This is a genomic window from Massilia genomosp. 1 (assembly GCF_011682185.1).
In the GTDB taxonomy this organism is placed as follows: domain Bacteria; phylum Pseudomonadota; class Gammaproteobacteria; order Burkholderiales; family Burkholderiaceae_D; genus Telluria_A; species Telluria_A rubra.
Genome location: NZ_WHJF01000006.1, coordinates 68445 through 89796 on the forward strand (window position 1 = coordinate 68445; position 21352 = coordinate 89796).

Here is a 21352-nt window from a genome sequence, read left to right on the forward strand (position 1 = left end):
GGTACTCCCTGCAATGAATCTTCTCTTGTGAGATAGTACCGATATGAATATTCTCCCTATCAAGTCCATTGAATACGAGCATCCCCAAGCCGGCCTGAGCTGCACCGCGCAAGCCTGGGCACGTGCCCCGGCCACGCCGTCCGCCGCCGAAAAAACGGCACTCAAGGAGCGCATCAAGCGCCTCTTGAAAGAGCGCGAAGCGGTGCTCGTCGCCCACTATTACGTCGATGGCGACTTGCAAGACCTGGCCGAGGAAACCGGCGGCTGCGTCTCCGATTCGCTCGAAATGGCGCGCTTCGGCCGCGATCATCCGGCCAAAACGCTGGTCGTCGCCGGCGTGCGCTTCATGGGCGAGACCGCCAAGATCCTCAGTCCCGAAAAACGCATCCTGATGCCCGACCTGGACGCCACCTGTTCGCTCGATCTCGGTTGCCCGGCTGACGAATTCTCGGCCTTTTGCGACGCCCATCCCGACCGCACGGTGGTGGTGTACGCCAACACCAGCGCCGCCGTCAAGGCCCGCGCCGACTGGATGGTGACCTCGTCCATCGGACTGGACATCGTGGCCCACCTGCACGCGCAAGGCAAGAAAATCCTGTGGGCGCCGGACAAGCACCTTGGTTCCTACATTCAAAAGCAAACCGGCGCCGACATGTTGCTGTGGCAGGGTTCCTGTCTGGTGCATGACGAATTCAAGGGCATCGAACTCGACCTGCTCAAGGCCGAGCATCCCGAGGCGCGCGTGCTGGTCCATCCCGAATCGCCGGCCAATGTGGTGGCCCTGGCCGATGTGGTCGGCTCCACGACGCAGCTGATCAACGCCGCGCAAACAATGGACGCCACTACCTTCATCGTTGCCACCGATAACGGCATCCTGCACAAGATGCGCGCCGCCGCACCGGGCAAGCATTTCATCGAAGCACCAACGGCCGGCAACAGCGCCACCTGCAAGAGCTGCGCGCATTGCCCGTGGATGGCCATGAACGGCCTGCAAAACCTGGCCGATGTGCTGGAAAGCGGCAGCAATGAAATCCATGTCGACCCGCAAGTGGGCAAGGAAGCCGTGCGCGCCATCGACCGCATGCTCGACTTCGCCGCAGCGAAAAAAGCCAAAGCCTTGCCGACCAGCCCGTTGGCCAATGAAGCAACCCTGTTTTCCGGAGTAGGCCCAGCATGAGCAATTTACGAAATCCCTACGCCGTCTTTGATGCGGCGTTGCAAACCGCGTTCGAATCGAACCTGCTGGCCGCCTTGCTGGAAGACGTCGGCAGCGGCGACCTGACCGGCAAACTGGTGCCGGACGACACCCGCGTGCGCGCCCGCGTCATCGTGCGCGAAGAAGCCGTGCTCTGCGGCGGCCCGTGGTTCGAAGGCGTGATGCTGGCCCTCGATCCGAGTATCGATGTGGACTGGCAATATGCCGAAGGCGACCTGATGAACGCCGGCAGCGTGGTCTGTACCATCGAAGCGCCGCCGCGCGCCTTGCTGACGGCCGAGCGCGCCGCGCTGAACTTCATGCAATTGCTGTCGGGCGTGGCGACCGTGACGCGCAGTTACGTCGAGGTCGTCGAAGGCACCAAGGCGGCCATCCTCGACACCCGCAAAACCCTGCCGGGCCTGCGCCAGGCGCAAAAATACGCGGTGCGGGTGGGCGGCGGCAAGAACCAGCGCATGGCGCTCTATGACGGCATCCTGATCAAGGAAAATCATATCGCGGCTGCCGGCGGCGTGGGCAAGGCGCTGGCCGCCGCCCAGGCGTTGGATGCCGGCGTATCGATTCAAATTGAAGTGGAAACTTTAGCCCAATTGGGCGAAGCGCTGGACGCCGGCGCCACCTCGGTCCTGCTCGATAATTTTGAATTGGCGACAATGCGCCACGCAGTCGAACTCAATGCCGGCCGCGCGCTGCTGGAAGCCTCGGGCGGGGTGAATATGGACAGTGTGCGGGCAATTGCCGAAACGGGCGTGGATCGTATTTCCATCGGCAGCCTGACCAAAGACATCAAGGCCACCGATTTCTCGCTGCGGATTGTTGACTGACTATTGACTGACTGCGGACTGATCGACATAAATCAGTGTCGAGGTATCGAAGCCGAGCGCCTGGGCTTGACCGACCACGCGCTTTTTTGTTGCCTCATCCATTATCGGGGTGCGTGACAGCAGCCAGAAATACGATTTATCCGGGCCGCTGATCATCGAATAGCCGTAATTGTCGCGTTCCAGGTCGAACACGATATAGGAACCGTAAAAGGGACCGAAGAACGACACCTTCAGGTAGCCGACATCCGGTTGCTCGACAAAATACGCCTTGCCTTCGGACTGCTTCCATTCCTTCTTTTCGGCGTTATAGCCGCGATTGATCACCTTGATGCCGCCGTCATCGCGCATGCTGTAATCGGCCGTGACCCGGCTCAATCCGCGCTCGAAGGAATGATCGAGTCGCGCGATTTCGTACCATTTACCGAGATATCTGGCCGAATCGAAATTGGCCACCGGTTCGATTCCCTGCGGCTTGGAAACGCAGCCGGCGAGCAGGAACGCCATCACCACAAACAATGTTTTCATCACGAGCTCCGCACGTTGAGAATGTCGGCTTCGATTGTAGCCCAGCGCTTGCCAGGCGCCTTGTGCGATTGCTAAACGAGCCCGCCCAGCAAGAACGCGATCATCCCGATAACGCCGGCCGCCCGCGCCAGCCGCGCCACCCGCTGCGGGGCGTAGGTCAGCAACATCATCAGCGCAAGCGCCGCCGTCGTCATCGCGCCCAGCCATGTCAAGATGCCGTGCCCGGCGCCACCCTTGTGTACTGCGGCCGCCAGTGCCAGCGCCAGCGCACTCGCGCCGGCGGCCTGCAAGCGCCGCCGCAACGCCGGCGGCGCTTCCCGCCCGCGACCGTGCATGTCGGCGTAGTGCCGCTGCATCGCCACGCTCAGCGCACCGAAACCGGCATGACAGAGCGCGAACACCGCCACCATATACGATACGCCGCTCATGACGCCACCTCGACTGCTGCATTGGCCGCCGCCGTCTTTGCTTGCTTGACCCCGCCGCGCCCAAGCCGCAGCGCGCCATAAGCGAGCAGCAGGCCCAGTGCAAGCACCGTGATGTCGAACCACGCCACGGCGCTCGGTCCGTCGACCAGGGTCACGCCAAGGTGCGACGAGGTCGTCAACACATTGAGCAGCGGGATCGCGCCGAACAGCAGCGCACCGGCGGCCAGCTGCAAGCGCCACATTGCGCGATCCGGCTTGATCTGCGCCAGCAGCGCGGCGGCGCCCCAGGCCGCGAAGAAGACGGCGATTTCGTTCTCCGGCCGTTGATCCATCCCGAGCGGCAGCAGGCGGTTGGCCCAGAAGTAGCAGGCCAGCGCAATCGGCAGGCCGGCAATCGCGCCGATGTTCAACGCCTCCACCAAACGCGTGCCGAAGCCGATGCGCGCACCGGCCTTGAGCGCCTTGGCCTGCGCCTGGCGGCTCTTGACCGCCCACAGGATGGCGCCGGTCGCCACCATCGCATACCCGGCCAGGCCGGAAATGAAGAACAGCGCGCGCAGCAGCGGCTCCGCAAAGCGCGCCACGTGCAGGCCATACATCACGCCGTGGGTCGCCGCCGGCGGCGCCAGTTGCTCGCCCGCGCTGGCCAGCCTGGCGCCGGTGACGCCGTCGAACTGCATCGCCGGCTGCTTGTACGACAGGTCGCGCCCGCCCGCGCGCGTGATCGAGATGCTGGCGTTGGCGTGGTTCGGATGATTGACCGTGATCTGCCCGGCGCGGCCGCCGCCGCCCCAATGGGCCTCGGCTTGCTCCAGCATCGGCCGCAGCGGCGCCAGCGCGGCCGCCTCGCCCGGCGCCTTGGCCGGCTTGCCGGCGCTCGGAAATACTTCTTCGGTAAATTTGTCGCGGTCGCCCTTGTATGCCACCTGGGCGGCGCCCGGCATGTACATGAACATCAGGGTCACCAGGCCGGTGTAGGTGATCATCAGGTGGAACGGCAGTGCCAGCACCGCCGTGGCGTTGTGCGCGTCGAGCCAGGAACGCTGGCCCTTGTTCGGCCGGAAGGTGAAAAAGTCCTTGAAGATGCGCTTGTGCGTGATCACGCCGCTGATGATCGACACCAGCATGAACATCGCGCAAAAGCCCACGATCCAGCGCGCCCACAGGGGTGACATGTAGTGCAGGTCGAAGTGCAGGCGGTACAGGAACTCGCCGCCACGGGTGGCGCGCGGTTCGGCCAGCGCGGCGCCGCTGACAGGATCGATCAGGGCCGACTTGAGGCGCTGGCGTTTGCGCGGCGCGCCCTCGGGCGGTGGCGGCGCGGTCCATGCGATGCGCACGGCCCCGTTGCGCGCGGTTGGCAGGTTGATGAACCAGCGCGGCGCGTCCGGTGCGCGTTCCTGCAGCGCCTTGACGGCCATCCCGGCGGCGTCGACGCTGCTGGCTTTGTTGGCGGCCACCCCGTGCAGTTCCGGTTCCATCCACAAGGTGACTTCTTCCTGGTAGTAGCTGGCGGTGCCGCCGGCGAAGATCACCAGCAGGACCCAGCACGTCAACAGGCCGGACCAGGTGTGCAGCCAGGCCATCGACTGGCGAAGATTTTCTTTCATGGGACGTTCCGGTACAGAAGATAGACAATGGCGGCCATGCCGGCCGCGGGCAGCAGCAGGCCAAGCCAGGCGCGCGTGGCGCTGCGGGCGGCGAACACCCAGATCACGGCGCCGGTGTAGATGGCGAACGAGGCCAGGGTGGCGGCGATGACGGCGTCGGCGCGCCCGGTACCGGTCACGCGCGGCAGCAGCAGCGCAAGCAGGGCGCTGGCGGCCGCCGCCAGCAGGTAGCCGCCGAGGATGGCGGCGAGCGCGCGCGAGCCGACGCCGAGCCGGTAAGCGAGAGGGGCGGACAGGCGCATGTTACGGCGTATTGACGTTCGGCTTGGCCGCCGGCGGCGCGGCGATGGCGGCGGCGCCCACTGTCTGCACCATGCTCATGGTGGTGACGTAGGTGGCCACGTCGTACGGTTTGCCGTCGCGCTGGCCGGCGGTTTTGTCGGTGTGGTGCGCTTCGAGCACGTAGGTGCCTTTCCACGGCATGGCGAAGTTGACCATGCCCTGCTCGTCGCTTTGCGCTTCCCTGGCCCACCCCGATTGCGCCACCACGCCGACCTTGGTCTTGGCCAGCGGCTTGCCCTGGTAGCTCAGCTGGAACTGGCCTGCTTTCCCAGTCGGGACGATGTCGAGCGTCAGGCGCGCCTGCTGCGCGGCGCTGCCGTTGACCAGGCGCGCGGCCGGGGTCCAGATCGAGCGCACGACCGTGTCGCCGGTTTTCTTTTCAAAGGCCGGGTAGTTCGCTTCTTCGGCGATGATGCTCTGGCCAACGGCCGCGCGGGCCGACAGCACGAAGGCGCCGGCGGTCTTGTCGAGTTTCAGTGCGCGGTCGGCGCCGGCGCCGACCAGGGTGGCGCTGGGCGCGACGAATTTGTCGAGCAGACCGGGCGAGGCTTCGCGCAGGTTCTCGCCGAATTCACCAAAATACACGGAAGCGGTCTTGCCATCCTGTTCGATCCAGATCTGGTGCGCGTTGGCGCTGGCAAAAGCGCCGCACAGCAAGGTGGCGAGGAGGGAGCGTGCAAGCTTGTTCATGGTGTGTCCTTGTTATGATCAGTATTGATAGCGCAGGTTGGCCGACACCGAACGCGGCTCGCCGTAATAGCCGCCGTTGTAGAAGCCCACCTTGCGGTAGTAGGTTTTGTCGAGCAGGTTATTGATATTCACGCCGGCCGAGAGCTGGCGCGTGATCTGGTAGCGGCCCATCAGGTTGAGCAGCGTGTAAGCGGCCTGGCTGGTGCGCACCTTGCCGGCCGGGCTGGTGGCCGTGACGTAGATCTCGCTCTGCCAGTTCACGCCGCCGCCGATCGTCACATCGCGCCATTCGCCCGGCAGGCGCCAGGTGCTGGTCAGGCGCAGCATGTCGCGCGGCTGGATCGTGTTGACCAGGACATCCTTGGCGTTGCGCGAGGTACTGCGCGTGGCGCCGGCCGCAAGCTGCCAACCCGTCATCGGCGAGCCCGATACCTCTGCTTCGATGCCACGGCTTTTGGTGCCCTTGCCGGTCGAGATGTAGGGACGGCTGCCATCGGCCAGGAACACGCCCTGCGGCACCGAGGCATCCTCTTCGCCCAGGTTGTCCTGCTCCGCTTCGAACACGGCGACGGCGGCGTTCAGGCGGCCGCCGAAAAATTCGGCCTTCACGCCCGCTTCCACGTTGCTGCCGGTGACCGGGTCGAGGAAGTTGTTATCCTTGTCCTTGTAGTTCTGCGGCTTGAACAAGTCGCTGTAGCTGGCGTACAGCGAGGTGTTCGGGGCCAGGTCGAACAGCACGCCGGCGTACGGCGTGAGCACGTCCTTCGATGCGTAGCGCCCGGTGGCGTTGACAAACCCGCCGCTGGTGTTGACGTTGTCGGTGCGGGTCTTCCAGGTGCTCAGGCGCGCGCCGGCGATCACCTGCAGCGGATCGGCCAGGCGCAGGCGCGCCGCCAGGTAGGCGCCCGACTGCTCGGTCACCGCTGCACTGCGCGCGCCGGTGCGCCAAGTTGTCGGTTGCGGCACCTTGCCGGTCCAGTTGCGGAAGTCTGGAATCGCCAGCGAAAACGGCAGCGGATCTTCGGTGGCGACCGCAGGGCTCACGCCCTCGCGGCGCCAGCCGTTCCAGCCTGCCACCAGTTCGTGCTTGCGGCCGAACAGGGTAAAGCCGCCGGTGGCGTACAGGTCCAGGTTATCCTGCGTTTCTTCATACGGGAAAACGCCGATCCACGCGGTCAGGCCGCTGCCGTCGCGGTTCGGATAGCCGCTGCCGCCGTAGAACAGGGCACCGTCGGAGGTCGAATCGAGCCGGTTGTAAGATACCTTCACCTTCCAGTCGTCGTTGATGCGGTGTTCGAGGTTGGCGTACACATTGCGGTAGGTGCGCTCCCAGCTGCTCCACTCGGCCGCCACGTTGAAGGAGCGCGGCAGCCTGGCCGGCGTGCCGTCGCTGAAGAACAGCGGGGTGGTGCCCCAGGTCGTGCCTTTCGGCGTGTTGTGCTGGTAGTCGGCGCCGACGGTCAACAGGCTGCCCGTCCCCAGGTCGGCCTCGACAAGCAGGCCGGCGACGATTTTGCGCTCCTTGTACAGGTCCAGGTGCGAATGGCGGTTCTGCACCACGCCAATCAAGCTTGCGCGCACCGTCCCTGCTTCATTCAAGGGCGCCGATATGTCGGCCTGCACGCGCCGCATGTCCCACGAGCCGACATTGACCGAGGCCGAGCCGCTCAATTGGCGCGTCGGGCGCTTGTGTACCATGTTGATGGTGGCCGACGGATCGCCCGCGCCGGTCACCAGCCCCGTCGCGCCGCGCACCACTTCGATGCGGTCGTACAGGGCGGTATCGAACAGGGCGCTGTTGCCCGAGCTGTAGTTGGCGGCCACGCCGTCGACCTGGAAGTTACTGATCGAAAAACCGCGCGAGGAAAAGCCGGTGCGCTCGGTGTCGTTCTCCTGCACGGTGATGCCGGGCGTTTGCACCAGCACGTCGGCGATGCTGGTCAGCTTCATGTCGTCCATGCGCTGGCGCGTGATGACGGTGACCGACTGCGGCGTTTCGCGCAGCGACAAATTGAAGCGCGTGGCGGTGCTGGCGGCGCGCGCGCCGTACGAGCTGCCGTCGTCCTTGTCGCCACGGATTTCGACGACGCTGACAGGCGCGTCATCGAGCGCGGCTTCAGGTGCGGCGCCATGCGCGGCGCCGACCAGGGAAAACAGCAGCGCCGAGCGGATGGCCAGCGCGAGGGGATGTAAAGTCATGTTCATTCAGGGAAGCTCAAAAAGTGTAGCGGGCGTTCAAGGCGACGGCGCGGCGTTGGCCGTAGAAGCAGTCGCCGCGGGCGAGGCAGGTCGAAATCTGGACCTTGTCGGTCAGGTTGGTGACGTTGAACGCCACCCGCAGCGCTCCGCTGCTGTACGAGAGCATGGCGTCGAGCAGGGTGATGGCGGGCGTTTCGAGTTGATCGAGGCCGTCCATCGAGGAGCCGAGGTAGCGCACGCCGGCGCCTGCGCTGAAGCCATCCTGCTGCGCCACGGTGAAGCGGTGCGTGAGCCAGGCCGACACGTTGTGCGTGGGGATACCGCTCAGGCGCTTGCCCTTGTCGGCGCCGTTGCTGCGCGAGACGGTGGCGTCGGTGTAGGCGTAGCCGGCGGTCCAGTCCCAGTCGCGGCCCAGCTTGCCGGCGCTTTCCAGTTCCAGCCCGCGCACGTGTACTTCGCCGATCTGGATGCTGTTTTGCGGGTTGGCCGGGTCGCTGGTCTTGCGGTTGGTGTCGCGCAGGTCGTACACGGCCAGGGTGGTCATCAGCTTGCGCCCGGACGGCTGCCATTTCAGGCCCGCTTCCCACTGCTCGCCGCGCTGCGGCTGGAAAGCTTTGCCAGCCAGGTCCACGCCGCCCAACGGCAAAAACGATTCGGCGTAGCTGACGTACGGCGACCAGCCGCCGTCTGCCAGGTACAGCAGGCCGACGCGTTTGGTGTTGGCGCTGTCGTCGGTGCGCGCGCTGGCGCGCCCTTCAACATCGTTGGTCACGCCGTCATGGCGCAGGCCGAGCACCGCTACCCATGTCGGGCCGTACTTGACCTGGTCTTGCACGTAGTAACCGTTCTGGCGCAGATTGGTGTCCGGCAGGTGGGCCAGCGATGCCGGCGCGGTGTAGTTGCCGTACACCGGCGCGTACACGTCGAGCGGCGCGGCCACGCCACGGCCGCTGGCCTGGCGTGTTTCGACGCGCTGCACGTCGGCCCCGAACAGGATCGTGTGCTGCAGCGGACCAGTGGCCAGCTTGGCTTCGAACTGGGTGTCGACCATTAGCGTTTCCAGATTATTCAGGTTCTGTGTCAGGTCGCGGTTGATGGTGCGCTGGTCGGCGTTGAATACCGGCCGCGCCGGCCGGCCGGTCGCCGCAACGGCGGTGAAGCTGGTGTAGGCGCTGCGGTAATCGACTTCGCTTTTGGTTTTGCGCAGGGTCTGGCGCACGCTCAGGGCATCGTTGAAGCGGTGGCTGAACAGGTAGCCGAGCGCGGTCTGCTCGGTGTCGTAGGCGTCGTAGCCTGGTTCGCCGGTGAAAAGGCTGGTCGGGATCTGGCCGAATGTGGTCGGCAGCAGCGTGCCTTGCCAAGGGAAGAAGCCGATCATCGAGCCGCTCTGGTCTTCCTGGCGCAGGGCCAGCAAGGTGAGCGAGGTGTCCGCATTGGGCGCCCAGGTCAGCGAGGGGGCGATCAATTTGCGATCGTCGTCCACCATGTTTAACTGCGTGCCGCTGTTGCGGCCCACGGCGACCAGGCGCGCCAGCCAGTGGCCGTCGTTGTCCAGCACCTGGTTGAGGTCGAGCGAAACCTGCTTGCGGCTGTTGCTGCCGACTTGTACCTGCACTTCGCGCTGCGAGCTTGCCATTGGCCGCTTGGAGACCAGGTTGACCACGCCGCCGATGCCGCCCTAGCCGTACAGGACCGACGACGGCCCGCGCAGCACTTCGACCCGCTCCAGGGTGTACGGGTCGGGACGGGTGGTGTTGTAGCTGCCGAAGTTCGATTGCACGCCATCCTGCAGCATGGCCGGATTGCCGCCGCGCGAGGTGACCGAATCGACCCGGCTGTCGAAGTAGCTCGATACCAGGCCGGCGCTGTAGTTCAGGGTCTGGCGCAGGGTTTGCGCGCCTTGTTCCTCGAAGCGTTCGCGCGGGATCACGCTGATCGACTGCGGGGTTTCGATCAGCGGCGTATCGGTCTTGGTGCCGGCGCCGCTGCGGCGGGCGACGTAGCCGTTGTCTTCCTTCTTGCCGTCGACCGTGATGACCGGCATGGCGACGGCGGCGGCGGCATCGTCGGGGACGTCGTTGGCGAACGCCAGCGAGCCGGGAGCGGCCAAGGCCGCGAACATCAGGGCCGAGCGGACCGCTACGGCCAGGGGAAGGGGATTACTGTACGATGCGCCGGCGTACGCCGGGCCGACAGGTGCGTTGTGCGCCATGGAGCCATCCTTGAGAAGAGTGCAATGGCTGGCTGAACGATCCGGCGGCTGGCTGTTGAATGAGAATTATTCTCAATTATAACGGTTTGATTTCATTCAGGCAATGGTGCTTTATGCTAAACGGCTGAACAAGATGGGCAAGCTCATTTCTGCGCCGGCGTCGATTTTGAGCGACATCATATCGTCGGCGCGGGTTTTACCGAGGTTGACGGCGGCAATCGGCTTGCCGGTCTCGAACGCCATGCGACAGAATCGAAAGCCCGAATAGACCACCAGCGAGGAACCGATGACCAGCAGGGCGTCGGCCTGCGTCATCCGTGCAAGCGCTTCGCGCGTCACCTCGGCCGGCACGCCGTCGCCGAAAAACACCACGTCGGGTTTCAGGGTGCCGCTGCAGTGGACGCAGTACGGCAGGTGGAATTCGGCCAGCGCGTCCGGTTCGAGGTGGGCGTCGCCGTCCGGCGCGGGCGTGGCCACGGCCCCGGCCAGCCCCGGATTGGCCTCGACCAGCTGCTCCTGCACGAAGGCGCGCGAAAAACCGGCGTGGCAGTCCAGGCACACCACCTTGTGGATATTGCCGTGCAGTTCAAGGACATCGGCGCTGCCGGCGCGCTGGTGCAGGCCGTCGACGTTCTGGGTCATCAAAGGGCCCAGCCGCCCGGCCGCTTGCAGGCCCGCCAGCGCGAGGTGACCGGCGTTCGGCGCGGCGGCGGACAAGGCCGGATAGCCGACCATGCTGCGCGCCCAGTAGCGCTTGCGCACCGCCTCCATCTTGCGGAACTCCGGCCCCTGGACCGGCGCTTTACCGCGCCGCACGCCATCGCGGTCGCGGTAGTCGGGAATGCCCGAGGCAGTGCTCATGCCGGCGCCGCTCAAGACCAGGATACGCCGGTGGCGCTCGACGAAACCGGCAAGGGCGTCGCCGTCAGCAGTCATGCGAATGCACCACCAGTTCATCGAAGCCGGATTCGGCGTCGGGCGCGCGCGCAAAGCGGTGGCCGGGCAGCAGGGCGATCAAGATTTCGGCCGTGGTGCGGATGGTGCAGCCGGCCAGCACGTGGCCGCCCAGCACGCGGCCGGCGGCGTCGGCCAGCGCCATGTGCAGGTGCGGGCCGTCCGGCGAGAGCGAGCCGGCCAGGGTGAGGATTTCGATGTCGCCTTGCAGATCTGTCGCCTCAAGCGCCCCGGCCAGGCGCAGGCGCGCGCCGCGCAGGCTGCCGATGCCCTGCAAAACGAAGCCGGCCTGCGCGCCTTGTTCGGCCAGCACGCCGGCCAGGGCCGCGCGCAAGTCCTGTCCGGGCGTGAGTCTGAGAGGAAGTGTCTTCATGAACCAGATTCTACCCGGCCTTGCGGCGCGACGAGAACACGATCCCGCCCACGATCAGCGCAAACGCGACACCGTGGTACAGGTGCGGCAGCTCGCCCAGGAACGCCGACGACATCATGGCCGCGAACAGCGGGGTCAGATTGGTGAAGAAAGCGCCCACGCTCGGTCCGGCGCGCTGCACGCCCGCGCCCCAGCAGCGGAAGGCGATGATGGCCGGGCCGATGGCGACGTACATCAGGGCCGCGCAAACGGTCCAGCTCCAGTGGATGGCCACCGCGCCGCCGGCCCATTCGACGCCGGCGAACAGGCCCGACCACATGACGCCGTAGATGACCTGGGCCAGCAAAAAGGCGGCCCAGTCGGCGCGCACGGCGGGCGGATCCTTTTGCTGCGTCAGCAGCCAGCTGTAGAAGGACCAGGCGATGGTCGCCAGGATCATGTACAGGTCGCCGGCCACGAGGCGCATGGCGGCCAGCTGCTGCCAGTCGCCCCGGCACAGCACCACCAGCACGCCGACGATCGACATGGCCGCGCCGATGACTTGCTGGCGCCCGACCTTGACGCCGAAGAACAGCGCGCCGATGGCCAGCATCCAGACCGGCATGCCGGCGGCGACCAGGGTGACGTTGATCGGCGTGGAGCTTTGCAGGGCCAGGTACTGGAGCGAGTTATACAGGCCGATGCCGAGCAGGCCGAGGAGGGCGAAGCGGCGCCAGTTGCCGCGCAGGGCATCGCCGGCGAACAGGCGCCGGCCCAGCGGCAGCAGGATCAGCATGGCGATCGACCAGCGCAGCAGGTTGAGCGTCATCGGCGGCACCGCCTCGCGCACCAGGCGCCCGACGATGGCGTTGCCTGCCCACAGAAGCGGGGGCAGGGTCAGCAAACCAATGGTGGAAGGGGACAGTTTTTGGTTCATGGCCGCGCCGTTCGCGGGAACGACGTTAGCGGCGTGGCGGGGTGAGCACGCTTGGCAAGGCCTTCGGCAAGGTGTTCGGATAGTCGCGGCTGAAATGCAGGCCACGGCTCTCGCGCCTTGTCAGCGCGCTGTTGACGATCAGCGAGGCCACATCGACCAGGTTGCGCAGTTCCAGCAAATCGTGCGTGATGCGGAAGTTGCGGTAGTACTCGTCGATTTCTTCCTTGAGCAGCGCAATGCGGTGCTGTGCGCGTTCCAGGCGCTTGGTGGTGCGCACGATGCCGACGTAATTCCACATGAAGCGGCGCAGTTCGTCCCAGTTGTGGGCGATCACGACTTCCTCGTCGGCGTTGGTGACGCGGCTTTCATCCCAGGCAGGCAGGTCGCGCGTTTCGCCTTTCGGCATGGCGGCGATTTCGTGCGCGCAGGCGCGTCCGACCACCAGGCATTCGAGCAGCGAATTGCTGGCCAGGCGGTTGGCGCCGTGCAGCCCGGTGCAGGCGGTTTCGCCGACCGCGTACAGGCCCGGCACGTCGGTGCGCCCGGCCAGGTCGGTGACGATGCCGCCGCAGGTGAAGTGTACCGCGGGCACCACCGGAATCGGTTCCTTGGTGATGTCGATGCCCAGCTCCAGGCAGCGCGCGTAAATGGTCGGGAAGTGCTCCTTGAGGAATTCCGGCGACTGGTGGCTGATATCGAGATTGACGTAATCGAGGCCGCGCTTTTTCATCTCGAAGTCGATGGCGCGCGCCACCACGTCGCGCGGGGCCAGTTCGCCACGCTCGTCGTACATCGGCATGAAGCGCGTGCCGGCTGCGGCGCCGGCTTCCGGCGGCAGCTTGAGTAAACCCCCTTCGCCGCGGATCGCTTCGGTGATCAGGAAGGACTTGGCGTACGGGTGATACAGGCAGGTCGGGTGGAACTGGATGAATTCCATGTTCGAGACGCGGCAGCCGGCGCGCCAGGCCATGGCGATGCCGTCGCCGGTCGCGGTGTCGGGATTGGTCGTATACAAATACACCTTGCCGGCGCCGCCGGTGGCCAGCACCGTGTGCTCGGCTTCGAAGGTCAGCACCTGGCCGGTTTTTTCATCCTGCACGTACAGGCCGTAACAATGCGGCTGGCCGGCGCTGGCGGCGGCCGGCTTCGGCCCCAGTTTGTCGGAGGTGATCACGTCGATCGCGCAGTGCTGCTCGAACAGGCTGATATTCGGATGCGCGCGCACCTTTTGCTCGAGCGTGACCTGGACCGCGTGGCCGGTGGCGTCGGCCGCGTGAATGATGCGGCGCTGGCTGTGGCCACCTTCGCGGGTCAGGTGAAAGCCCATTTCGGCGGTCGCATCGCGCGTGAACGGCACGCCCTGGTCGATCAGCCATTCGATCGCTTCGCGCCCGTGTTCGACGATAAAGCGGGTGGCCGCCTCGTCGCACAAGCCACCGCCGGCCACCAGGGTGTCGTCGATGTGCTGGGCGTGGCTGTCGCCCGAGTCGAGCACCGCGGCGATGCCGCCCTGGGCCCAGTTGCTGGCTCCGTCGAGCAGCGCCCGCTTGGAGATGATGGCCACGGTGCGCGTTTGCGCAAGATGCAGGGCAACCGACAGACCGGCCAGTCCGCTGCCGACAATAGCGACGTCAAATTTCATGTTGAGCGAGTTATAGGTATCGAAGCATCACTATAGTCTATTTGGCTGGACCGTGTCTGGCCTTCAAGAAATGCCCGGAAATGCTTGTTGCTAGTCAATACCTATTGTGTGTCCGTAAGCGATTATTTACCACGCCGTGCCGCCTGGCATGGAGGCAACAAGCATCGCTGGCGTGGAGGAAGCGTGATCCGGATTTTCAGTCACTATGTATCCAAAATGGCGTTCGTGCTGTTGTTGCTCGAACTGTTGATGTTGCTCGCATCGGCCAGCGTGGCCTCGGTGCTGTGGTTTTCGGACCAGCATGGCAATTTCAGGGCCGATAACCTGTACCTGTCGTCGCTCACTTTCGCGCTGGTGATCATTTTCAGCATGAGCGCGCTCGGGATGTACCAGCACAGTTCGCGCGAGGGCATCCGCACCACCTTGATCCGCATCATGCCCTCGTTTGCATTGGGCTTCGGGCTGCTTTCGGCCCTGATCGCGGTGCGCCCGGAGTTCTATTTCGGGCGCGGCATCAGCAGTGTGATCTTCGCCATCGGCGCCACCGCAGTGGTGCTCACGCGCCTGGTGGTGTTCAAGTCGGCCGAATCGGCGCTGCTCGAAGCGCGCCTGATCTTTGTCGGCAGCGGCCCGCTGGCGCGCGAATGCATGGACCTGGCGCACAGCAAGATCGGCTTTCACCAGTTCAGCGTGGTCGGCTGCGTGCCGATCGCCGGCGAAGACAGTTGCGTGCCGGCCTCGCAGCTGCTGCCGGTGGGCGAGTCGCTGCTGTCGATGGCGCGCCGCTACGAAGCGCGCGAACTGGTGGTGACGGTGACTAACCGGCGCAGCAAGGAGTTCCCCGTGCGCGACCTGCTGGCCTGCGCGCTCGGCGGCGTGCGCGTGACCGACGCGGCCACGTTTTTCGAGCGCGAAGCGTGCCAGATCCGGCTCGATTCGCTGCAACCGAGCTACCTCATTTTCGGCGGCGGTTTCGACCAGAGCTTCTGGCGCGCCAGCGTCAAGCGCAGCTTCGACCTGGTCGCCAGCGGCTTGATCACCCTGGTCTCGCTGCCGCTCATGCTGGCCGCCGCCGCCGCCATCGTTGTGGAAGACGGCGGGCCGGTGTTCTACCAGCAGGAGCGGGTCGGCAAGGATGGCGCGATCTTCAATGTGCTCAAGTTTCGCAGCATGCGCAAGAACGCCGAGGCCCCTGGCGTGCCTACCTGGGCTGCCGCCAACGATCCGCGCGTGACCCGGGTCGGCCATTACCTGCGCATGCTGCGCATCGACGAGCTGCCGCAAATGCTCAATGTCTTCAAGGGCGAGATGAGTTTCGTCGGCCCGCGCCCGGAACGCGCGTTCTTCGTCGACCAGCTGGCGCGCGATATCCCTTACTACAACGTGCGCCACAGCATCAAGCCGGGCGTGACCGGCCTGGCCCAGGTGCGCTATCAGTACGGCGCCTCGGTCGAAGACGCGATCCAGAAACTGCAATACGACCTCTATTACGTCAAGAACAATAGCCTGTTCCTCGATCTGCTGATCCTGATCGATACGGTGCAGGTGGTTTTGCTGGGCAAGGGAAGCCGCTGAAGGCGACCCATCTCTTACAAGGAGCTGCATCATGGGCAAAAAGAAGCTGTTGGTAGTCGAGGATGACAAGGGCCTGCAAAAGCAGCTGCGCTGGAGCTTCGATGGCTACGATGTCTTGATCGCCGAGGACCGCGAGAGCGCCCTGGCGCAGTTGCGCCGGCACCGGCCCGCTGTCGTCACGCTCGACCTGGGCCTGCCGCCCGATCCGGACGGCGCCACCGAGGGCCTGGCCACCTTGCAGGCGCTGCTGGCCGAGGCGCCCGACACCAAGGTGATCGTCTTGTCGGGTAACCAGGAGCGCGCCCACGCGCTCAAGGCGATCGGGATGGGCGCCTACGATTTTCACCAGAAGCCGTTCGACCCCGACACCCTCAAGCTGGTGGTGGAGCGGGCCTACTACCTGCACGCGATGCAGCAAGAGAACCAGCGCATGCTGCAGATCGGGTCCGATTCGCCGCTGGCGCGCATCGTCACGCGCGACCCGGGCATGCTGCGCCTGTGCCGCAGCGTCGAAAAGCTGGCGCCGTCGTCGGCCACGGTGATGCTGCTGGGGGACTCCGGCAGCGGCAAGGAGCTGTTCGCGCGCGGCCTGCACGACCTGTCGGCGCGCCACGACAAGCGGTTTGTCGCGATCAACTGCGCCGCCATTCCCGCCGAGCTGTTGGAGAGCGAATTGTTCGGCCACGAAAAGGGTGCGTTTACCGGGGCCGGCCAGCAAACCCTGGGCAAGATCGAAATGGCGCAGGGCGGCACGTTTTTTCTGGACGAAATCGGCGACATGGCGATGGCGCTGCAAGCGAAGCTGCTGCGCTTCGTGCAGGAACGCGTGATCGAGCGCATCGGCGGGCGCAGCGAAATCGCGATCGACGCGCGCATCGTCTGCGCCACCCACCAGGACTTGCCCAAACTGGTGCGCGAGGGACGCTTTCGCGAGGATCTGTACTACCGCCTGAGCGAAGTGGTGCTGGCCATTCCGCCATTGCGCGAACGGGTCGGCGACGCCGTGCTGCTGGCGCACCATTTCAAGCACCAGGCCAGCCTGATGGAGCGGCGCAGCGTGCCGGCGTTGACCGAAGACGCGGTGCTGGCGATCGAGCAGTATGGCTGGCCGGGTAACGTGCGCGAGCTGGAAAACTGCATCCGGCGCGCGGTGATCATGGCCGAAGGGCCGCAGATCAGCGCGCGCGACCTGGGCCTGGGTGGCGTGCCGCAGCCGGACGCCCCGGTCAACCTGCGCCAGGTGCGCGACGCCGCCGAATACAAGGTGATGGTCACGGCGCTGGCGCGCACCAACGGCTCGATCGTCAAGGCGGCCGAGCTGCTCGGCGTGAGCCGCCCGACCCTGTACGACCTGATGCACCATCACGGCATCCGGATCTCGCAGTGATCTCCAGCATCGATCTCACCACGACGCGATCCAGTTCGCGCTGACCTCCGCCACTTCGTCACGCCACGCACGGCTGGCGAAGGTGCGGTCGGCGCCGGCGATGGTGACGCACTTGCAGCGCAGCTCATGGCGCGCGGCCAGGGCCGGCAACTGCTGCGCGGCCGGGTCCGCGCCGCCGAGGATCACCAGCGCCGCGCCGTCGAAGCCAACCAGTCCGGCCAGCACGCGCTGCGCCAGCGCGCCCGGCCCGGCGTCGGCTTCGCCCTCGCGCGGCGCGACCCGGGGATTGAGCAGCACCACGCCCGAGACACGCTGCTCGGCCTGCGCGTAGCGCAGGGCGGCCATGGCGGCCTCGCCCAGGCCCCACAGCACCAGTTCGCGCATCTCGGGCACCTGGGCGAAGAAGGCGCGGGCGGCGGCATGCATGTCCTCGCCCACGGCGTCGAGGGTGCGCGCCTCGCCCTCGCTGTCGCCCATGCCGCGGTGGTCGAAGCGCAGCACCGGGATGCCGCGCCCGGCCAGCACCCGCGCCAGCAAGGTGAAATGGCGGTGATGGCCGATCCGGTATTGCGGGCCGCTGGTGACGACCAGCACACCGCGTGAGAGCGGCCGTTCGGGCAGGTCGAGGATGCCGATCAGGGAACTGCCCTGGCAGGTGAACTGCACTACGCGTTGTTCGGCAAACATTAGTCGCCCCCCGTAAAGACGGCACTGGTGGCGGCCAGCAGGGCCGGGCACTCGGCGATGTCGTTGGCGCCCCAGAACGGCAGCCCCTCGAGCGCATGGAAGTGCAGGGTGGCCCCGCGCGCGTTCCAGCGGCGCGCGATGCGCTCGGCGCTGGCGGCCAGGCGCGCCGGCGCCGGCGAGCCGCTGGCGAACCAGTGGACCTGGCAGGGCGGCAGCGGCAGCGCGGCGGCGTCGCAGGCGTCGATGGCGCACGCCAGCGGCGCGCTCAGTTCGTAGCCGCTCACTTCGAGCATGCCGCGCGCGCCCAGCTCGGCGCGCAGTTTGCCGGTGGTACACAGCAGGGAAGGATCGGCCGGGTCGGCGCTGCGCATGCGCGCGGCCAGGTCCTGGCGCAAGAACTGGTTGATGCAGGTGCGCCCGTTGAGGAACGGCTGCCACAGGATGACGCCGTCGACCGCCATGCCGCAGGCCGCGTCCAGGGCCAGCAGGGCGCCCAGGCGCAAGCCCCACAGGTGCATCGGGCCGCGGCCGGCGCGCTCGCTCAGCCAGGCCCCCGCGATGGCCAGGTCGCGTTTCCAGATGTCCCAGCGCGCCAGGCTGAGGTCGCCGCAACTGTCGCCGCAGCCGAACAGGTCGATCTGCAGCACCGCGTAGCCGGCCGCAGCGAACCGGCGCGCTTGCAGGGTGGCCATGCGGCGCGCCTTGTTCAGTTCGTCCGCGAAGGGGTGTACGTACAGGATCGCCCCGCGCGCGCGTACCTGGGGCGCGGGCGCGTGATACAGGCTCAAACGCGTGCCGGGATCGACATCGAAAAAAAACGGGTACACGCGCGGTAGCGGCAACAGGGGCGCATTCATGGTGTTCTGATCTCCTGTACGGTCCCCGGCAGCCGGTCGGGACCGAATATTGCGGGCGCGCTGCGGTTGAAATGGTCGGTTCCCTCGCCCCTGTCGTGTCCGCGGAACCGGTTTCATTAAACACCCCGCAAATTGCGCGCCTCTTGAGCGCGCACAAGCTCAAGAGTGCCATGCGCTTGTTTGACCCCCGTCAAGGACAGGGTGGCCGTTTTTCTCAATCATTGATTCCATTGGGAAACAATTTATGAGGGAACTATATGGCCCAGCTTGTACACGAACTGATCACCGAGGCCGCGCGCCGCGCGCCGCAGGCGCTGGCCTTGCGCTATCTCGACAACAGCCTCGGCTACGCCCAACTGGCGCGCTGCGTCGAGGTGGCGGCGCAGGGCTTGCTGGGCCTGGGACTGGCGCGCGGCGAGCGGGTCGCCGTGTTTCTCGACAAATGCGAGGAGACGGTGCTGGCCCTGTTCGGCGCGGCCGCCGCCGGGCTGGTGTTCGTGCCGGTCAATCCCTTGCTGAAACCGGCCCAGGTCGGCCATCTGCTGCGCGACTGCGGCGCCCGCGTGCTGCTCACCTCGCCGGGACGGCTGGCGGCGCTCGACCTGGAACTGGGCCGGTGCCCGGCGCTGCGCTGCGTGCTGCAGACCGGGCGCGAGGATGGCATGCTACCCGGGCTGGGCGTGCTCGGCTGGGACGGCTGGATGCGGCGCGCCGCCGCCGCGCCCGAGCTCCCCGCGCACCGGCGCATCGAAACCGACATCGCGGCGCTGCTGTACACCTCGGGCGAGAGCGGCGCGCCCAAGGGCGTGGTGGTGTCGCACCGCAACCTGGTGGCGGGCGCGGCCAGCGCGGCCACCGAGCTCGGGCACACGGCGCAAGACCGCATCCTGGCGCTCTTGCCGCTCAGCCTGGCCTACGGCGTGAGCCAGCTGACCAGCGCGCTCGCGGCCGGCGCCGCCGTCGTGCTGATGAACCCGCTGTTGACGCGCGATATACCCGAGCTGGTGGCGCGCGAACGCATCACCGGCCTGGCCGCGCTGCCGCCGCTGTGGATCCAGCTGGCCGACTTGCACTGGAGCGCGCCGTGCAGCTTGCGTTACCTGACCAGTTCGGGCGGGGTGCTGCCGCGCGCCACCCTGGACGCGCTGGGCCGGGGCTTGCCGCAGGCGCGCCTGTACCAGATGTTCGGGATGACCGAGGCGTTCCGCTCGACCTGCCTGGGGCCGGAACAACTCGCGCTGCGCCCGGACTCGATCGGCAAGGCCATTCCCAATGCCGAAGTGCTGGTGCTGCGGCCCGACGGCCAGCCGTGCGCGCCGGGCGAGCCGGGCGAGCTGGTGCATCGCGGCCCGCTGGTGGCGCTCGGCTATTGGAACGACCCGGCGCGCACCGCCGAGCGCTTCCGCCCGCTGCCGTCGCGCGACGGGCTGCCGCTGGCCGAGCTGGCGCTGTGGTCGGGCGACACGGTGCGCACCGATGAGGAGGGGTTCTTGTACTTTATCGGGCGCAACGACGAGACCATCAAGACTGGCGGCTACCGGGTCAGCCCGAGCGAGATCGAGGAGGTCCTGTATGCGACCGGGATGGTGGAGGAAGCGGCGGCGCTGGGGCTGGACCATCCGGTGCTGGGCCAGTCGATCGCGCTGGCGGTCACGGCGCGCTCGGGATGCCTGCTGGACCCGGCGGCGCTGCTGGCCGCCTGCCGCGCCAAACTGCCTTTCTACATGATGCCGCTGCTGGCGCAAGTGCGGGCGGCGGCCTTGCCGCGCAATCCCGACGGCGCCTTCGACCGGCGCCTGCTGGCCGCGCAGATGGCCGGTGCGGCCTGATTCCCGGCGCCGCCGGAGCGCGCTTCATGCGCGCGTGAACAGATTGCCGGCCATGCGCAGCAGAAAGCCGCCACTGCCCTGCTCGCAGGGCGTGAAACGCGGCAGGGCGAACAGGTCGCTGCCGCTGCGGGCCGCGCCGCGCGCGCTGCCGACGGCCGCCTGGAAGCCCTGGGCGCGCAGCATCAGGCCGTGGCGCTGCTCGAAATCCTCGCCTGGCTTGCCGCTCGGGTAGGCGAACAGCGACACGCGCGCCCGGATCAGCTCTTCGATGCGGCGCTGGCCCTCGGCGATTTCGGCGCGCGCGGCGGCGTTCGAGAGGCTCGAGAGCACCGTGTGGTGCAAGGAATGGGCGCCGATGTCCATGCCGGCGCGGTGCAGGGCCAGCAATTGGTCGGAACTCATCATGGTCGGGGTCGGGCGGCGCGCCATCGACAGGACGCGCGCCAGGCGCTCGGCCGGCGGCAGCAGGCGCAGCGCGGCCAGCAGCATCTCGATCACGGCGCGCCGCCGCAGCGGGCAGCCGATGTCGTAACTGGCAAAGCCGCTGCGCCCGAGATTGAGGCGCTCGCCCGGCGCGTTGCGCACCACTTCGGTCACGATGTCGCTCCAGGTGCAGCCGCCGTCGAGGTAGCCGGCGGCGACGAAAAACGTGGCCGGCACGCCATAGCGCTGCAACAGGGGCAGGGCGACCGAGGCGTGTTCGGCGTAGCCGTTGTCGAAGGTCAGGCAGGCGGCGCGCGCCGGCAAGGTGCCTTCGGCCAGGTGGGTGACGGCGCGCGAAAGCGGCATCAGGCGGAACCAGCGGCGCAACAGGCGCAGCTGCTGCTCGAAGCGGCGCGCGTGCAGGCACTCGGGAAACAAGGGGTCCGGCGTGGCCAGCACGCGCTGGTAAATGAGAATCGAAAGCGGAACGCGCATGGGATTTTCTTTGGTGAAACTACTTGACTTGCCTCAATGATGCGCCTGTGCCCGTCGGTACACTGAAACTCTTAAGTTGAGGCAATACTAAATCAGCGCGGGTGGCCACTTGTTGAGTATTCTCATGTCGCCCGCCTTGCTGGTCCCCGGCGACCGGCCCGTGTTGAC

20 protein-coding genes are annotated in these 21352 nt (G+C 66.6%); 5 read left to right on the forward strand and 15 right to left on the reverse strand.

Translation table 11 applies throughout. The features are described 5' to 3' along the window. Positions 1-43 precede the first annotated feature (43 nt). Together nadA and nadC are read left to right on the forward strand one after the other, a co-directional pair. Positions 44-1177, forward strand: a complete 1134-nt coding sequence (gene nadA / locus F1735_RS03755) for a quinolinate synthase NadA (RefSeq protein ID WP_166893398.1) — start codon at positions 44-46, stop codon at positions 1175-1177. After that, positions 1174-2040: a carboxylating nicotinate-nucleotide diphosphorylase gene (gene nadC, locus F1735_RS03760; RefSeq protein ID WP_167235677.1), complete on the forward strand. Its 867-nt coding sequence runs from the start codon at positions 1174-1176 to the stop codon at positions 2038-2040. The genes nadA and nadC overlap by 4 nt, the downstream gene beginning before the upstream one ends. Here the strand turns inward: nadC and F1735_RS03765 are convergent, their stop codons facing one another. The 12 genes from F1735_RS03765 to nadB all read right to left on the reverse strand — a co-directional run bounded on the left by F1735_RS03765 (position 2041) and on the right by nadB (position 13931). Further along, complete coding sequence (locus F1735_RS03765; protein WP_167235678.1) at positions 2041-2565, reverse strand: lipocalin family protein; 525 nt, start codon at positions 2563-2565, stop codon at positions 2041-2043. A 71-nt stretch (positions 2566-2636) separates the two neighbouring features. Then, positions 2637-2993: a DUF3325 domain-containing protein gene (locus tag F1735_RS03770; protein WP_167235679.1), complete on the reverse strand. Its 357-nt coding sequence runs from the start codon at positions 2991-2993 to the stop codon at positions 2637-2639. Next, positions 2990-4603: a PepSY-associated TM helix domain-containing protein gene (locus tag F1735_RS03775; RefSeq protein WP_167235680.1), complete on the reverse strand. Its 1614-nt coding sequence runs from the start codon at positions 4601-4603 to the stop codon at positions 2990-2992. The genes F1735_RS03770 and F1735_RS03775 overlap by 4 nt, the downstream gene beginning before the upstream one ends. Further along, complete coding sequence (locus F1735_RS03780) at positions 4600-4905, reverse strand: DUF3649 domain-containing protein (protein WP_167235681.1); 306 nt, start codon at positions 4903-4905, stop codon at positions 4600-4602. Before F1735_RS03780 ends, F1735_RS03775 begins: the two co-directional genes overlap by 4 nt. Before the next feature lies 1 nt (position 4906). Beyond that, positions 4907-5635 carry a DUF4198 domain-containing protein gene (locus F1735_RS03785; RefSeq protein WP_167235682.1) on the reverse strand — a complete coding sequence of 243 codons (729 nt, stop codon included), beginning with the start codon at positions 5633-5635 and terminating at the stop codon, positions 4907-4909. An 18-nt stretch (positions 5636-5653) separates the two neighbouring features. Beyond that, on the reverse strand, positions 5654-7834 hold the full coding sequence (locus F1735_RS03790) for a TonB-dependent siderophore receptor (protein ID WP_222852936.1): 2181 nt from the start codon (positions 7832-7834) through the stop codon (positions 5654-5656). Positions 7835-7850: 16 nt separating this feature from the next. Further along, positions 7851-9497: a TonB-dependent siderophore receptor gene (locus F1735_RS03795; RefSeq protein ID WP_373888465.1), complete on the reverse strand. Its 1647-nt coding sequence runs from the start codon at positions 9495-9497 to the stop codon at positions 7851-7853. 15 nt (positions 9498-9512) lie between these two features. Then, a complete protein-coding gene (locus tag F1735_RS36335) occupies positions 9513-10046 on the reverse strand; it encodes a TonB-dependent receptor plug domain-containing protein (RefSeq protein ID WP_229505617.1) in 534 nt (177 codons plus the stop codon). Between the two features lie 111 nt (positions 10047-10157). Next, complete coding sequence (locus F1735_RS03800; RefSeq protein ID WP_167235684.1) at positions 10158-10982, reverse strand: NAD-dependent protein deacetylase; 825 nt, start codon at positions 10980-10982, stop codon at positions 10158-10160. Beyond that, positions 10972-11373 carry a PPC domain-containing DNA-binding protein gene (locus tag F1735_RS03805; protein WP_167235685.1) on the reverse strand — a complete coding sequence of 134 codons (402 nt, stop codon included), beginning with the start codon at positions 11371-11373 and terminating at the stop codon, positions 10972-10974. The genes F1735_RS03800 and F1735_RS03805 overlap by 11 nt, the downstream gene beginning before the upstream one ends. A 10-nt stretch (positions 11374-11383) precedes the next feature. Then, a complete protein-coding gene (locus F1735_RS03810; protein WP_167235686.1) occupies positions 11384-12289 on the reverse strand; it encodes a DMT family transporter in 906 nt (301 codons plus the stop codon). 25 nt (positions 12290-12314) lie between these two features. Beyond that, positions 12315-13931, reverse strand: coding sequence for an L-aspartate oxidase (gene nadB, locus F1735_RS03815; RefSeq protein ID WP_166893375.1), 1617 nt, complete (start codon positions 13929-13931; stop codon positions 12315-12317). Between the two features lie 183 nt (positions 13932-14114). Here nadB and F1735_RS03820 point away from each other — a divergent pair, with 183 nt between their 5' ends. Both F1735_RS03820 and prsR read left to right on the forward strand, forming a co-directional pair. After that, positions 14115-15506 carry a TIGR03013 family XrtA/PEP-CTERM system glycosyltransferase gene (locus F1735_RS03820; protein WP_167235687.1) on the forward strand — a complete coding sequence of 464 codons (1392 nt, stop codon included), beginning with the start codon at positions 14115-14117 and terminating at the stop codon, positions 15504-15506. Positions 15507-15537: 31 nt separating this feature from the next. Continuing rightward, a complete protein-coding gene (prsR, locus tag F1735_RS03825; RefSeq protein ID WP_167235688.1) occupies positions 15538-16893 on the forward strand; it encodes a PEP-CTERM-box response regulator transcription factor in 1356 nt (451 codons plus the stop codon). A gap of 15 nt (positions 16894-16908) precedes the next feature. Here prsR and F1735_RS03830 read toward each other — a convergent pair whose 3' ends face one another. Together F1735_RS03830 and F1735_RS03835 are read right to left on the reverse strand one after the other, a co-directional pair. Continuing rightward, a complete protein-coding gene (locus tag F1735_RS03830; RefSeq protein ID WP_167235689.1) occupies positions 16909-17580 on the reverse strand; it encodes a hydrolase 1, exosortase A system-associated in 672 nt (223 codons plus the stop codon). Beyond that, complete coding sequence (locus F1735_RS03835; RefSeq protein ID WP_167235690.1) at positions 17580-18437, reverse strand: hydrolase 2, exosortase A system-associated; 858 nt, start codon at positions 18435-18437, stop codon at positions 17580-17582. Before F1735_RS03835 ends, F1735_RS03830 begins: the two co-directional genes overlap by 1 nt. A gap of 257 nt (positions 18438-18694) precedes the next feature. On the opposite strand from F1735_RS03835, the gene F1735_RS03840 reads away from it, so the two are divergent. Next, positions 18695-20266 (forward strand): acyl-CoA ligase (AMP-forming), exosortase A system-associated, encoded by a 1572-nt coding sequence (locus F1735_RS03840; protein WP_167235691.1) that lies wholly within the window; start codon positions 18695-18697, stop codon positions 20264-20266. A 24-nt stretch (positions 20267-20290) separates the two neighbouring features. On the opposite strand, the gene F1735_RS03845 is transcribed toward F1735_RS03840, so the two are convergent. Next, positions 20291-21184 carry a polysaccharide deacetylase family protein gene (locus F1735_RS03845; RefSeq protein ID WP_167235692.1) on the reverse strand — a complete coding sequence of 298 codons (894 nt, stop codon included), beginning with the start codon at positions 21182-21184 and terminating at the stop codon, positions 20291-20293. Positions 21185-21352 lie beyond the last annotated feature (168 nt).

Coding starts and splice junctions, on each gene's coding strand:
- nadA (WP_166893398.1), top strand. CDS start 44: ATGAATATTCTCCCTATCAAGTCCATTGAATACGAGCATCCCCAAGCC.
- nadC (WP_167235677.1), top strand. CDS start 1,174: ATGAGCAATTTACGAAATCCCTACGCCGTCTTTGATGCGGCGTTGCAA.
- F1735_RS03765 (WP_167235678.1), bottom strand. CDS start 2,565: ATGAAAACATTGTTTGTGGTGATGGCGTTCCTGCTCGCCGGCTGCGTT.
- F1735_RS03770 (WP_167235679.1), bottom strand. CDS start 2,993: ATGAGCGGCGTATCGTATATGGTGGCGGTGTTCGCGCTCTGTCATGCC.
- F1735_RS03775 (WP_167235680.1), bottom strand. CDS start 4,603: ATGAAAGAAAATCTTCGCCAGTCGATGGCCTGGCTGCACACCTGGTCC.
- F1735_RS03780 (WP_167235681.1), bottom strand. CDS start 4,905: ATGCGCCTGTCCGCCCCTCTCGCTTACCGGCTCGGCGTCGGCTCGCGC.
- F1735_RS03785 (WP_167235682.1), bottom strand. CDS start 5,635: ATGAACAAGCTTGCACGCTCCCTCCTCGCCACCTTGCTGTGCGGCGCT.
- F1735_RS03790 (WP_222852936.1), bottom strand. CDS start 7,834: ATGACTTTACATCCCCTCGCGCTGGCCATCCGCTCGGCGCTGCTGTTT.
- F1735_RS36335 (WP_229505617.1), bottom strand. CDS start 10,046: ATGGCGCACAACGCACCTGTCGGCCCGGCGTACGCCGGCGCATCGTAC.
- F1735_RS03800 (WP_167235684.1), bottom strand. CDS start 10,982: ATGACTGCTGACGGCGACGCCCTTGCCGGTTTCGTCGAGCGCCACCGG.
- F1735_RS03805 (WP_167235685.1), bottom strand. CDS start 11,373: ATGAAGACACTTCCTCTCAGACTCACGCCCGGACAGGACTTGCGCGCG.
- F1735_RS03810 (WP_167235686.1), bottom strand. CDS start 12,289: ATGAACCAAAAACTGTCCCCTTCCACCATTGGTTTGCTGACCCTGCCC.
- nadB (WP_166893375.1), bottom strand. CDS start 13,931: ATGAAATTTGACGTCGCTATTGTCGGCAGCGGACTGGCCGGTCTGTCG.
- prsR (WP_167235688.1), top strand. CDS start 15,538: ATGGGCAAAAAGAAGCTGTTGGTAGTCGAGGATGACAAGGGCCTGCAA.
- F1735_RS03830 (WP_167235689.1), bottom strand. CDS start 17,580: ATGTTTGCCGAACAACGCGTAGTGCAGTTCACCTGCCAGGGCAGTTCC.
- F1735_RS03835 (WP_167235690.1), bottom strand. CDS start 18,437: ATGAATGCGCCCCTGTTGCCGCTACCGCGCGTGTACCCGTTTTTTTTC.
- F1735_RS03840 (WP_167235691.1), top strand. CDS start 18,695: ATGGCCCAGCTTGTACACGAACTGATCACCGAGGCCGCGCGCCGCGCG.
- F1735_RS03845 (WP_167235692.1), bottom strand. CDS start 21,184: ATGCGCGTTCCGCTTTCGATTCTCATTTACCAGCGCGTGCTGGCCACG.